This window comes from Exiguobacterium sp. FD-YE-25-4 (genome assembly GCF_057004685.1).
The window spans coordinates 2112362-2125141 of sequence record NZ_CM168041.1 but is presented as its reverse complement, the minus strand read 5'-3'; the positions used below and the strand labels follow the sequence as shown (position 1 = coordinate 2125141).

Sequence of the window (12780 nt, the reverse complement as noted above, 5' to 3'; positions counted from 1 at the left end):
GAGGAGGAATTTAAATGGTAGCCAACCCATATGCAGCATATCAAAACAACGCGGTCACGACCGCAAACCCACAGGAACTGACGCTCATGCTTTACGATGGGGCGCTCAAGTTCATGCGCCTCGCCAAACTCGCCATCGAGCAAGGAAATCCAGACTTGAAGAATACGAACATTCAAAAGACACAAGCCATCTTTCAAGAGATGCGCTTGACGTTGAATAAGGATGTCGCGATTTCGGCAAACTTAGATTCGCTCTATGAGTACATGTGGCGTCGCCTCGTCGATGCGAACGTCAAGAACGACACGACCATCATCGATGAAGTACTCGACTTCACGACTGAGCTCCGCGACACGTGGAAGGAAGCGATGAAACTCGCGAAGCAAGCATGAGACCCATCGATGAAATCATCTTCAAGACACAACGACTAAAGGATTTGTTGGCGAAAGTGCCAGAAGAACCGACGTATGATACATGGATGGACCAAATCCATGAGCTCCTTGACGACCGTGAGCAATTGCTCGCAGCGCACGGACCGGACTTGAAGGACGCCGACCAGACCGTGATCCGTCAGCTCGTCGATGACAGTCAACAAATTGCGCGGTTGATTGAGGCCGAGCATCAACGGCTTGGGATGACCCTCGGGACGGCGCGACAAGAACGGAAGACAGTCAAGTCGTACGTTGATCCCTACGAAAACGTCGATTCGAATTTCTCAGGGTTATTCGATCAACAAACATGAAACAGCTCGAAGGCGTGCCTTCGAGCTATTTTCGTTCATAAAATTTTAGCTTGTCGTCGTGCCTTTTGTATTACATAGGACGTGCTAAATAGAATCAGTCCACTCACATTGAACTTCAAGTAAGCCAATAGGGCATCATGTACCGAAATCACCGGCATAAAGCCGCTGAATATGACGAGCGGAAGGATTGTCACATGCATCGTGATCCAATGGATCAAAATTTGTTTCGGGAACGACCACCGTCTCACTTCATAGATGACACTCGTCAGACCGAGGAAGAACGCCATCCCGCCATAGACGAGCATACTATGTACTCCTTCCATATTTCCATTCCACCACTGATACGTAGCAAGTAATCCGAATAGCGCGAACCACTTCACGCCACGAACGAATCCTGTTTTCAATAAACTCATCTATCTCGTCTCCTCATTCACGTATTGTCTTTGTATAGTATACGATTCGATTTGGAAAAAGTTTCAATATGGATGTAAGGATGCAAAGACGCCTGTTTTCGTATAAAATCGGGTAAATACCACTGTAACCGTTGCTTCTGTTCTGGAAAGGGGAGGGAAACGAGATGAGTGAGAAAAAGGTAAAGCCTAAGTCATCGAAAGATCGTCGTTACTTCGTCTACGGTCCAGAAGGGGCGTATGATGAATATGTGGAACGTGACCCTAAACTTGAAGCGTACATCGAAGACGATGCGCCAATCGAGGACGGTCCCGATCCATATGAAGAAGAAGAGCTCAAATCACGAGGATAAGTCAGTTGAAGTCAAGGTCCAATCGCGGCCTTGACTTTTATTTGTTCAGGGTGACGACCCTATACGTTTTCTTGCACCGGTCAGACTAGACAATCCAGTATGCTCATCTTATCAACCACCATTCATACGAAAAAGGAGAGAACTAAGATGAACATGAAACGATATGGCTTGATCCTCGCTTTACCTTTAACACTACTTGTAGGCTGCGGGGAAGCCGATGAACTGAAGACGACGGCGACCGATACGGAGGAAATCGCAGAAGCCGAAACGACGGAAGAAGCAGTGGCAGACACAACAGAAGAAGTAGAAGTGCAGGAGAGCGAACTTGGGTCGAACCAGATTTACATGAAGAACAAAGCGCTCGACATCAAAGAGACGATTGGCTCCGTCAACTTTGCCATCGATAAAGTACAGACGTCCCGACTCACTGTCAACGAGGCGTACCGCGACTCGTTTGACGGACAAGAAGAAGTGACAGTCGTCGCGATGAATGTCATCGTCGAGAATACGATTGACGACACCATCAGTTTCCATCCCAACCAGGCGACGCTCGTGACGAACACGGGCGAACAAGTGTCGGCTGACTTGTGGTTCTCAGATGATGTCGGCGGCGAGTTCCTCGGGAAAGTGAAGAAGGAAGGGAACGTCCTCTTCTTCGTCAAAGCGATGCCGGAAGAGTTAGCGGACGTGAAAGTCGTCATCGATGGACCGTCGGACGCGAACTATGAGTCGATTGGAGAATCTCGTTACGAATATACAATCAACGTCGAGAAATAAATAATGGCCGCGCCAGGGAACTGGTGCGGCCGTTCCTTATCTTCATTTACAGCAGAAATAATTGATGATTATCTTGAATGTGCTTCAAAAAATGGGGAATAAGATTTATATAAGTTGGAAAAGTCTTGAGGTAAAGGAGAGGATTGGATTGAAGTCGTACGGATTCATCTTAACCATTCCCTTGCTCGTGTTAGTCGGATGTGGAGACACGGAGTCATCATCGACTACTACCGAACCTACCAGTCAAAGTGAAAGCGTTCCGTCGACAGACAGCCAAAAAGAGACGACAGAAGCAGAAACGGTACAAGATGAAGAGTTTGAAGTACAGGAAGATGAGATTGGTCGCAGTCAAATTTACATGAAGAATCGAAATCTTGGGATTGAAGAAACTATTGGGCCAATCATCTTTCAAATCGATAAGGTGCAAACGCTGCGTCTAGAAGTCGCTTCTGATTATCGTTTCTTCTTTGATAATCAAAAAGAAGTGACCATCGTTTCGTTCAATGTCATCGTCGAAAACACGAGTGATGAGACGGTCAGCTTTCATCCAAACCAAGCCAGGCTCGTCACAAACACAGGCGAACAGGTTGATGCTGACATCGTCATCTCCGAGGATGTAGGCGGGGAGTTTTTAGGGAAGGTGAAGAAAGAAGGCGGCGTACTGTTCCATGTCGAGTCGATGCCTGAAGAATTGACCGAAGTCCGCTTTGTTGTGGAAGGGCCTTATAATGATCAGTTCCGTAAAATTGCCGAGGAGCGCTATGAATACACGATCGATGTCACCAAATAAAGAGAACGCGCATCGCCGCGATGCGCGTTCTTGTTATTGTCGTTGATGCGGCAACGGAATCGTCAACACGTTCCAGTTCTCGCCGGCGAATACTTTCGCGAGATAGACGATTTGCCCGACGTGATAGCTGTAGTGCGACACTTGCTTCTCAATCGCCCAGATGACGGTCTTTTCTTCACCGCGGATGAAAACGGTCTTGCCGAGGTCTTCCGGCGTAAGACTCGAGAGCACGTCGTCCAACAGTTGCCAACGTTCGTCCCACGTCGCCATCAATTCGGCGCGAGACTGTTGTTGGTCCTCGAACTCGGCGTCGCGGTTCCGGTCCGGCTTCTCGCCGTCCGTCGTCAAAAAGTCGGTCCAGCGCGACTTCATGTTGTTCGAGATGTGCTGCACGATGACAGTGAGCGAGAGCGTGTCTTTCGCGAGCACGCGATGCATGTCCTCGTCGTTCACTTGCTTCAACGCGTCTTCGGCGAGCTGTTTCTGTTCCTTGAAAATCGAGCGTACCGTTTCGATATAGCGGGCTTCAAACATGGAATGACCTCCTTTGGATTCCTATTAAGCATACCCCAATCTGAATGTGATAAAAATAATAGTAAAATAGTGAAAACCAAATTATAATGATAATGAACCGTGCAAGACGCCACCGCGCGATCGGTTCTTGGGTGCCCTGTTTAGGTTTTGACATGAGTCATGTCGTGTCTATCTCCTTTCGGTTTGGGGGTTCATCCGTCAAGAGAACCGACCGCGTTTGTCCGTGAGTGGATGAGCGCGGTTTTTTTTGTATGCGAAAAGGGAGAGCCGCGGCCCTCCCTTTTAGGCGTTTTCGATTCTAAAGTCTTCCCAATGTGACCGCGCCTGGGTACGGATCCGCTCCGATACTTCCTTACTGCCGAGCAAGATGCCGTACCAACGCCTTGCATCCTCATATAGACCGAGCGCGGCCGACAAGTCGGCGATCCGCAGCATGAGCTGGTCGTACGGGAGGCCGGTCCGGATTTGATCCGTGTACGCCTCCTGCACCTCGTTGTACTTGTCGAGCGTCCGTTTCATCCATTCCTTCTCAGACGCCTCATTCCCCGTCAGGCGATACATCCAGACGAGCCGCATGCCGAGCATGGCGACGACGGACGGTTTCTGGCCGCTCAATTGGGCCGTCACGACGGCGAACTTGTAGAGCCGGATGACGTGCTCGGCCGAGCGGTCGCCCGTGAGCGCCTCGGCGTTGACACGGTCGAAGTAGCCCGACTCGAGCGCCTCGCGATTCGTCTTCCGCACCTTGTCGAATGAGTCGTGAAAGACGAGGTGACAATGACTACAGACGGTCGGCTCATAAAAGTACGGGTTGGCACCGTCGTACGTCGTGTATCCGTCCTTCGCGACTTCCTGTGGCCGGATGTGGCGCGACAAGACACGTGGCGTCTCACTCTGTTTCAAGCAATACGGGCATTTCACTTTTTTCGAAAAGATATGTTCTGCCATCATCTCACCTCACACGTATACGTTGACGAGCAGGCCGCGAATCTCACCGACTTGGTCAAGGAGCGACAAACGTGACGCTTCGCCCGAGATGACTTGATCGGTCAAGGCAAGTAGCTTCTGGTCGACTTGTTCGACAATCTTATAAATCTTGGCGCGACCACGGCGGTTGAAGCCGCGTTTGTCCTCGAGGCGGAGTGCCGCGTCAACGGCGTCTTTCATAAAGTCTTTAATGAGTTGCTTATATTCGGCGAGCGACTCGACCGTCTGGCTCTCGGCGAGGAGCTCGCCTTTCTCGTGGATGGCCGCGATTTGGCGCTGGAAGCGCTCGTGCTCGCGGTCCTCCCGTTTTTGGCCGATGACGTTCTGGAACGAGACGCCAGGCTCAGCCTCGGGGCGTTTCGCCTTCCCGGCGCCGTGAAGCGACTGCGTCTCCATGATGCGACGAATGTCCATAGGATCCGTCCTTCCTTAAGTTAGTTCAACAATTGTAGCACGCCTTGCGGCAATGCGTTCGATTGGGCGATCATCGCCATGCCGGATTGGTTCAAGATGTTGAGGCGGGCGAAGTCCATCATCTCGCGCGCCATGTCGGCGTCGCGGATGCGTGACTCGGAAGCCGTCAAGTTCTCAGACCCAATCGTGACGACGCTCACGTTCGCCTCGAGCCGGTTCTGGATGGCACCGAGTTTCGAGCGTTCGAGCGAGACCGTTTGGATGGCGGCGTCAAACTTGGCGATGGCGTCATTGGCGCCATCTTGCGTCGTCACATCCAGTCCGTCGATCCCGAGCGCGGCGGCACGCATGTCGTCGACGTTCAAGACGACGCCTTCGCCGCTGCCGGCCCCGAGTTGGAAGAAGAGCGTCTCATTGCCGGCGATAAAGTCACCGTTCATGATCTTTTTCGAGTTGAACTCGGTCGTCTCGGCGATCCGGGTCACTTCAGCAGTGAGCGCCGTGATCTCGTCTTGGATCGCTTTGGCGTCATCACCACTGAGCGTCCCGTTCGAAGCTTGGACCGACAGCTCGCGCATCCGTTGCAGGAGGGAATGCGTCTCGCTCATCCCGCCTTCAAGCGTCTGTGTGAGCGAGATGCCGTCGAGCGTGTTGCGTTCGGCCATCGACAGCGAGTCGAGGCGGATACGCATCTTCTCGGAGATGGCGAGCCCGGCCGCGTCGTCGGACGCCTTGTTGATGCGGACGCCGCTCGAGAGGCGGTCCATCGTCTTCTTCATCGTCGCCTGGTTGAGCGTGAGCGACGAGTACGCTTTGAGCGCTTGCACGTTATTGGTAATTTTCATAACGGTTTCCTCCTGAAGGTACGGGTTGAAGTCGAGCATTCTCGATCGCCTCGCCCCATGTCTTGTCGAGCTCACTTGCGAGGCCGTGGAGCTCCTCGATTTTGTCCATGTCTTGTTCGATCAACGCCTCGAGGCTCGATTTCGCCATATACAAGTAAAGCTCGTCGAGTTGGGCCGAGATGATGCCGCCGCCGTCGTGAAGTCCTTGGTGGAGCTTCGCGAGCAGTTCGCGTGCTTGACGCAAGTGGCGGTTGCGTTCGGCGATCGTCGCCGTCCCGGCTTGTTCATAGTGGTAGACGAGCGCGTGGAGCATCGCTTGGGTCAGCTCTTGCGGGCTCATTTCGTATAGTCGGTTCGGGTTCATGATGGGTCTCCTTTGATGGTATCGAGTTCTTCGATCAGTAATAGCACTTCGGCCATGACGTCATACAGTTGTGGGGGGATCGCATCCCCGAGGTCAAGGTCGAGCAGGTGGCCAAGGAGCGAGTGGTCGTGCTCGATGGCGACGCCGCGCGATCTTGCCTCATCTAAAATTTTATCGGCGACGGCGCCTGTCCCGCGGGCGACGATGACCGGGGCCCGGTCAATCGTCTCATCATAGCGGACGACGGCGGCCGTCTTGCGTTTCGTCAAATCCATACGTTGATACATAACAGCCTCCTAGATGCGGAAATCATAGCCGGTCGTCTCGAGCGTCGGACGCTCGATCTCCGGTCGGTCCGTCTTCGTCAGTGGGCGGAACTGGGTCGTCACGCTCCGGTAACCGATCGCCTCGAGCGTCGTCTCGATTTTGCCGAGAAGCGGCTTGGCGAGCGTCTCAACGACCGGGTCATCGTGTTCGAGCGTGAGCCGAAGATTCCGGTCAATCGCCTCGAGTTTGACACCGATCTCTCCGAGACGTGGTGTCTCGAGCCGGATATAGAGCACGCTGTTCTCCCAGTCGACGACGTCCCCGGCCTCACGGTTTTGGATATGGACGTGGATACCGGTGTCGATCTCTTGGACTTTCGCCGGCAAGGCGAGGATGAGCTGCTGGAGCTGCCCGCCGTCGAGCCGGTTCAGCGTCTGTTGGACTTGGAAGAACGAGGCGAGCCGCTGCGCTTCAGGTGTCGCCGCGTCAGCTTTCAATGACAATGTTGACGCCTGGACGCGCTGCGCCGTCTCTTGGATGACGCGACCGGATAAGTTCGGATCGACCTTGAACGGCGTGACGCGCGGCAGTTCGCCGGCGCGGGTCGCCTGGTGCGGGATGTATTCGAGCCGGACATGGTTCGGCACGTAGCGGAACTCGTTCAAGCTGGCGCGCACTTCTTTAATGAGCGCAGCGCTCTCGGCAGGTTTCGTCGACAGCAGCCCGAGGGCGACGTCGAGCTTCGCCGTCATCGCGACGAGCGCCTTCTCTTGGGTCGCGCTCGTATGTAGCAAGGCGTCCGTCTTCTGGATGAGTTGCGTCAGCCGGGTCGACACCGTCTCGAGCGCGGGTCGCGCCTGATGCGGGTTCGTCTCGACGAGGGCGGCGACTTGGCCGAGCTGTTTCGTGACCGTCACTTGCTCGTTTCGGAACGTATTCGTCACGGTCGCGAGATGTGTCGTCACTTCTTTGACGAGCACCGGTCGTCCAAGGACGGGCGGTAACGCCTCGCGCGGCTCGATTCGCGTCGGGCGCGGCTCCGGCAATTCATTGATGAGTCGGTCGACCGTCTCCGGTGTCGGCGTCAAACGTTCGCTGACGGGACGCGACAAGTTGACGTGCTCGATGAAGCGTTCTTTCTGCGGGTACGGGGCGTCGGGCGCCGGACGAGTCACCAGTTGTCTCGCTTCATCTAATGACGCGACGGCGATGTTGCGGGCGACGTCACGCGGGAGCGTCGGTGCCTCGATCGTCTTTAGCCAAAGGACCGCATCGCGCAGGTCGCCTTTAAAGACGGTTTCGAGCAGTCGCACCGTGTCCTCGTTCATCGGTAACCGTCCTGATTGGAGCAAACGGCTGACGGCGCTCCGCACCTCGGGCGGTAGCGACGCGAGCAACGTCTGGATTTTTGTATCGAGTTTCACCGGTTGGCCGCTTGGCATTTCTGTCGTCTCCGGCTCAGGCTTGACGACGATCGTCCCGATCAGCTGGCCGTCTTGTTCGGCGAGCGTCAATTGGAACGGGTTCGTCTTCGGGAGCCCGCCCTCGAACGTGACCTCGACGTGCTCGCCGTTGATTTTAACGATGCCGGAGTCGGGTCCGGTCTGTTTGACGAGTTCGGCCTTATAGACCCGGTTCGTTTGGATACCGGCCGTGACCGCGACGGCCGCGGTCAAAGGGGCTTGGATTTGCATAGTTGTCACCTCGAACAATATATCGACCTCTTTTTCAAAAAGTGAAGCGAAACCGACAGAAAAAAACCTCCCGTCGGACGACGGAAGGGTCAGGATTCGAGCAAGGCGTTCTGGTTCAATTGTTGAAACCGGGCGACGAGTTCGCCCGTCGCTTTCAGCTGGTTGCGGAGGACGTACGCGGTCGCGTTCGTTTGGATCCGGTGACCGTCCTGAGTGACGACCGAGCCGTTCGGCTCTAGCGGGTCACTCGAGATGTCACGGATGTGGGACCAGGCGTACCATTCGCAATCAGGGCGCTTCGGGGACTTCGTCGGGAAGAAGACGAGCCCGGACGTCGGTTCGATGACGACAGGCACTTTGCCTTTGACACCGGCGACGCGCTTGGCAACGAAGATGCGTTCCTCGATCGAACTGCTGTACTGGCGGCACGAGAGCTGCAACAGCTGGTAGGGCCGGAGCGGCGTCATGATCTCAGATCCGTCCTCGAGAATGATCCGCGATTGCATCGTCATGTCTCGACATGGCAAAATCGCCACCGTCCGTTTCGTGATCCGGTATTTCTCCTCGGAATGGTAGGGGCGCATACAGCTGCACCGTCCTTTTCGTATTGGATTTTCAGGCTCGGCCATAACAGATGGAACACAAACCTAAATCATCCCTTCCATGATATATCACAAAATATGTAAATTCAATAAGACGATATGAAAAGTAGGGAAATATAATTCCAATGTAAGCCAAACGCGAATTCGTTTGCAAAAATTTGAGAAAGTGTTTGTCACGCCTGCAAGAAGGTGGTAAGATTACCGATAGAGGGAAAGCCTCTGTATTCTTCAATGGTGAAAGGAATGGATTTACACATGGTAGGTAAAGTAAAATGGTTTAACTCAGAAAAAGGTTTTGGATTCATCGAAGTAGAAGGCGGGAAAGACGTATTCGTACACTTCTCAGCAATCCAAACTGACGGCTACAAATCACTTGACGAAGGTCAAGAGGTAGAGTTTGAAATCGTTGATGGCGAGCGTGGCCCACAAGCGGCTAACGTTACAAAATTATAATTTCGAACCACGAGTCGGCTCCTAACGGGGCCGACTTTTTTGTTTTTCTCACATAATGTCCTTACCAATCAAAATCGCGTTTAAGAACGGGTAGAACGGGTAGTTTGTTTCTATACCACCGATTCACGTGGAAGACGGACCTGTCGGAACAAAATTGTCATTATTTTCTGATGATAACGTTTTCAAACGATTCGGATTCGGGGTATACTATATATGAGCCACCTGGTTCCACTTTCTTTTCAGAAATGAAGCAGGAGATTCGGTCCAATCTGACGAATCATTGGGTCAAGCGGTTATTTTAAGGAGGAGTTCAGATGATTTATAACATTCGCGGCGAAAACATTGAAGTCACACCAGCCATCCAAGACTATGTCGAGAAAAAGCTGGACAAATTGACTCGGTATTTCACAACTCCTACGGATGCACAGACGGCTTACGTCAACTTGAAAGTGTACAATGAGAAACAAAAAGTGGAAGTGACGATCCCGATGCCGAACTTGTTGCTCCGTGCTGAGGAGACCAACCTCGACATGTACGCGGCAATCGACCTCGTCGTCGACAAATTGGAACGTCAAATCCGTAAACACAAAACGAAACTCAACCGTAAATCGCGTGCCAAAGATGGCGGTATCGGCGAGTACTTCAAATCACTCGAAGGTCCCGAAGACGTGGTCGTCTATGACGAGGACGAGGCAGAACTCGAACTCGTGCGGACGAAGCGCTTCACGCTCAAACCGATGGACACGGAAGAAGCGATTCTTCAGATGGACATGCTCGGTCACAGCTTCTTCGTCTTCTCAGACGCAGAGACGGGCAACACGAACGTCGTCTACCGTCGTAAAGACGGCAAATACGGCTTGATTGAACCTGAATAATTCAACCTTGAAACCACACGGCCCTCCGACTCGGAGGGCCGTTTCCTTTTGCCTTTCCTTGAAAGCAAGGGTCACTTCGGTTAAACTGTACATTAGGGAAAAAACATGCATTTTTTCAGTGAATGCAGAGGAGATAAAGCGTATGGCGAACTTTTTGAAAGATTTATTTGCTCCACAGAAACGAGTATTGAAAAAAGCAGAAAAAGCGGCCGACCTCGTCGAGTCGTTCGCCGAACCGATCAAGGCATTGTCTGATGAAGCACTTCAGGCGAAGTCGATTGAGTTCCGGGAGCGTTTGGACAAGGGCGAGACGCTTGACGATATTTTGCCAGAAGCGTTCGCGGTCTGCCGCGAGGCGTCCGAGCGCGTGCTCGGCATGCGCCACTACCGTGTCCAGCTCATCGGGGGCTACGTGCTCCATAACGGCGACATCGCCGAGATGAAGACCGGGGAAGGGAAGACGCTCGTCGCGACCCTCCCGGTGTACTTGAACGCGCTCACGGGCCGCGGCGTCCACGTCGTGACGGTCAACGAATACTTGGCCCGCCGTGACAAAGAACTCATGGAACCGCTCTACTTCGCGCTCGGTCTCTCGGTCGGCCTCAACGTGTCGAACATGGACCGCGTCGAGAAGCAGGCGGCATACAACTGTGACATCACGTACTCGACGAACAACGAGCTCGGTTTCGATTATTTGCGTGACAACATGGTCCTTTATAAAGAAGACCGTGTCCAACGCGAACTCTACTTCACAATCGTCGATGAAGTCGACTCGATTCTCGTCGATGAGGCGCGGACCCCGCTCATCATCTCGGGATCGGCTCAAAAATCGACAGAACTCTATACACGGGCCGACGCATTTGTGCGGACGCTCAAGATCGAGGACGACTACACGGTCGACGTGAAGACGAAATCGGTCCTCTTGACGGACAAAGGGGTCGACCTCGCCGAGAAGTTCTTCGGCATCGACAACTTGTTCGCGATCGAGCACGTCTCGGTCAACCACCACGTCGGACTCGCCCTTCGTGCCAACGCCGTCATGCATCATGACGTCGACTATATGGTCCGCGACGGCCAAGTCATGATCATCGACCAGTTCACGGGTCGGGTCATGGACGGACGCCGCTACTCGGAAGGGTTGCACCAGGCGATCGAGGCGAAAGAAGGCGTCGAGATTCAACGCGAATCGATGACGCTCGCGACGATCACGTACCAGAACTACTTCCGTATGTATGAGAAGCTGGCCGGGATGACCGGGACGGCGAAGACGGAGGAAGAAGAGTTCCGTAACATCTACAATATGCAGGTCGTGACGATCCCGACGAACAAACCGATCCTTCGGGAAGACCGTTCGGACCTCATCTTCAAATCGATGGAAGGCAAGTTCAAAGCCGTCGTCGACGAAATCATGGCAGCCCACGCGACGGGACAACCGGTCCTCGTCGGGACGGTCGCCGTCGAGACGTCGGAGTATTTGAGCAAGCTCCTCTCGAAGAAGAAGGTCAAACACGAAGTGTTGAACGCGAAGAACCACGCCCGTGAGGCCGAAATCGTCGAGAACGCCGGACAAAAAGGTTCGGTCACGATCGCGACGAATATGGCCGGACGCGGTACCGACATCAAGCTCGGCGAAGGCGTCATCGAGCTCGGCGGATTATACATCGTCGGGACCGAGCGCCACGAATCGCGCCGGATCGACAACCAGCTCCGTGGACGGGCCGGACGACAAGGGGACCCGGGTAAATCCCAGTTCTACTTGTCACTCGAAGACGAGCTTATGCGCCGCTTCGGTACCGACAGCCTCCAGAGCATGATGGAGCGCCTCGGCATGGACGACACGCAACCGATCGAGAGCCGCATGGTCTCGAAAGCGGTCGAGTCGGCTCAAAAACGTGTGGAAGGCAACAACTATGACGCACGGAAGCAGCTCCTCGGCTACGATAACGTCATGGCCGACCAACGGAAAGTCATGTACAAAGACCGGGCCAGCATCCTCGAGAACGAATCGGTCACGGACATCGTCCGTTCGATGATTCAAGAGACGGTCGAGACGGGCGTGGCGCAATATACGCCGCTCGAACTCGTGCCGGAAGAGTGGAACATCGAGGAACTCGCGCACTGGGCCAACCAGACGCTCGCCCTCGAGCAACCGGTCGAAGGCAAGGACTTCTTCGGCAAAGAGCGCGAAGAGATCATCGAGCTGTTGAGCGAACGCACGAACGCGCAGTATGAGGCGAAACGCCAACTCGCGCCGCCTGAACGCTTCAACGAGTTCGAGAAGATCATCGTTCTCCGGGCCGTCGATTCGCACTGGATGGCGCACATCGACCATATGGACCAGCTTCGTCAAGGGATTCACTTGCGCGCTTACGGGCAGAACGACCCGCTCCGTGAGTATCAGGCGGAAGGGATCAACATGTTCGATGCGATGAACGTGGCCATCTCCGAAGAAGTGACCGGCTTCGTGCTCCGTGCCGAAGTCGGCGACAACCTCCGACGCGAGAAAGTCGTCGAGGAGGAAGTGGCGGTGTCTGGCAAGGACGACACGCCGGTGAAGAAAAAGCCGGTCCGTCGCTCTGAAGACCAACGGCTCGGGCGCAACGACCCGTGCTGGTGTGGTTCAGGCAAGAAGTTCAAAAACTGCCACGGCAAACAACAGGCTTAATTTTGAAAGAG

17 protein-coding genes are annotated in these 12780 nt (G+C 54.0%); 8 read left to right on the top strand and 9 right to left on the bottom strand.

Translation table 11 applies throughout. The features are described 5' to 3' along the window. Positions 1–14 precede the first annotated feature (14 nt). Both fliS and AC13H5_RS10930 read left to right on the top strand, forming a co-directional pair. On the top strand, positions 15–389 hold the full coding sequence (gene fliS / locus AC13H5_RS10935; protein WP_483545723.1) for a flagellar export chaperone FliS: 375 nt from the start codon (positions 15–17) through the stop codon (positions 387–389). Further along, positions 386–739: a flagellar protein FliT gene (locus AC13H5_RS10930; protein WP_483545722.1), complete on the top strand. Its 354-nt coding sequence runs from the start codon at positions 386–388 to the stop codon at positions 737–739. Before fliS ends, AC13H5_RS10930 begins: the two co-directional genes overlap by 4 nt. A gap of 35 nt (positions 740–774) precedes the next feature. Here AC13H5_RS10930 and AC13H5_RS10925 read toward each other — a convergent pair whose 3' ends face one another. Next, a complete protein-coding gene (locus tag AC13H5_RS10925; RefSeq protein ID WP_483545721.1) occupies positions 775–1152 on the bottom strand; it encodes a DUF3021 family protein in 378 nt (125 codons plus the stop codon). 164 nt (positions 1153–1316) lie between these two features. Between AC13H5_RS10925 and AC13H5_RS10920 the strand changes: the two genes are divergently transcribed. The 3 genes from AC13H5_RS10920 (at position 1317) to AC13H5_RS10910 (ending at position 3069) form a co-directional block, all read left to right on the top strand. Next, positions 1317–1502 carry a hypothetical protein gene (locus AC13H5_RS10920; RefSeq protein ID WP_029595024.1) on the top strand — a complete coding sequence of 62 codons (186 nt, stop codon included), beginning with the start codon at positions 1317–1319 and terminating at the stop codon, positions 1500–1502. A gap of 147 nt (positions 1503–1649) precedes the next feature. Next, positions 1650–2279: a hypothetical protein gene (locus AC13H5_RS10915; RefSeq protein WP_483545720.1), complete on the top strand. Its 630-nt coding sequence runs from the start codon at positions 1650–1652 to the stop codon at positions 2277–2279. 64 nt (positions 2280–2343) lie between these two features. Beyond that, entirely contained in the window at positions 2344–3069 is a 726-nt protein-coding gene (locus AC13H5_RS10910) for a DUF4352 domain-containing protein (RefSeq protein ID WP_483545719.1), read from the top strand. A gap of 33 nt (positions 3070–3102) precedes the next feature. On the opposite strand, the gene AC13H5_RS10905 is transcribed toward AC13H5_RS10910, so the two are convergent. From AC13H5_RS10905 to AC13H5_RS10870, 8 genes are all read right to left on the bottom strand, one after another. Next, entirely contained in the window at positions 3103–3603 is a 501-nt protein-coding gene (locus AC13H5_RS10905; RefSeq protein ID WP_404582439.1) for a DUF1572 family protein, read from the bottom strand. 282 nt (positions 3604–3885) lie between these two features. Further along, positions 3886–4551, bottom strand: a complete 666-nt coding sequence (locus AC13H5_RS10900) for a DUF2225 domain-containing protein (protein WP_483545718.1) — start codon at positions 4549–4551, stop codon at positions 3886–3888. Between the two features lie 9 nt (positions 4552–4560). Then, complete coding sequence (locus AC13H5_RS10895) at positions 4561–5004, bottom strand: YaaR family protein (protein ID WP_029595028.1); 444 nt, start codon at positions 5002–5004, stop codon at positions 4561–4563. A 20-nt stretch (positions 5005–5024) separates the two neighbouring features. Next, a complete protein-coding gene (locus tag AC13H5_RS10890; RefSeq protein ID WP_483545717.1) occupies positions 5025–5849 on the bottom strand; it encodes a flagellin N-terminal helical domain-containing protein in 825 nt (274 codons plus the stop codon). Then, positions 5833–6213, bottom strand: a complete 381-nt coding sequence (locus AC13H5_RS10885; RefSeq protein ID WP_483545716.1) for a flagellar export chaperone FliS — start codon at positions 6211–6213, stop codon at positions 5833–5835. Before AC13H5_RS10885 ends, AC13H5_RS10890 begins: the two co-directional genes overlap by 17 nt. Continuing rightward, entirely contained in the window at positions 6210–6500 is a 291-nt protein-coding gene (locus AC13H5_RS10880; RefSeq protein WP_029595031.1) for an EscU/YscU/HrcU family type III secretion system export apparatus switch protein, read from the bottom strand. Before AC13H5_RS10880 ends, AC13H5_RS10885 begins: the two co-directional genes overlap by 4 nt. Positions 6501–6509: 9 nt before the next feature. After that, positions 6510–8174, bottom strand: coding sequence for a hypothetical protein (locus AC13H5_RS10875; RefSeq protein ID WP_483545715.1), 1665 nt, complete (start codon positions 8172–8174; stop codon positions 6510–6512). 89 nt (positions 8175–8263) lie between these two features. Beyond that, positions 8264–8758, bottom strand: coding sequence for a competence protein ComK (locus AC13H5_RS10870; protein ID WP_214707226.1), 495 nt, complete (start codon positions 8756–8758; stop codon positions 8264–8266). A 273-nt stretch (positions 8759–9031) separates the two neighbouring features. On the opposite strand from AC13H5_RS10870, the gene cspD reads away from it, so the two are divergent. The 3 genes from cspD to secA all read left to right on the top strand — a co-directional run bounded on the left by cspD (position 9032) and on the right by secA (position 12769). Beyond that, positions 9032–9229, top strand: coding sequence for a cold-shock protein CspD (gene cspD, locus AC13H5_RS10865; protein ID WP_021065411.1), 198 nt, complete (start codon positions 9032–9034; stop codon positions 9227–9229). A 314-nt stretch (positions 9230–9543) separates the two neighbouring features. Next, the gene (hpf, locus tag AC13H5_RS10860) at positions 9544–10104 is read left to right on the top strand and encodes a ribosome hibernation-promoting factor, HPF/YfiA family (RefSeq protein WP_021065412.1); all 561 of its coding nucleotides are present in this window, start codon (positions 9544–9546) and stop codon (positions 10102–10104) included. Positions 10105–10246: 142 nt separating this feature from the next. Continuing rightward, entirely contained in the window at positions 10247–12769 is a 2523-nt protein-coding gene (gene secA / locus AC13H5_RS10855) for a preprotein translocase subunit SecA (protein WP_483545714.1), read from the top strand. Positions 12770–12780 lie beyond the last annotated feature (11 nt).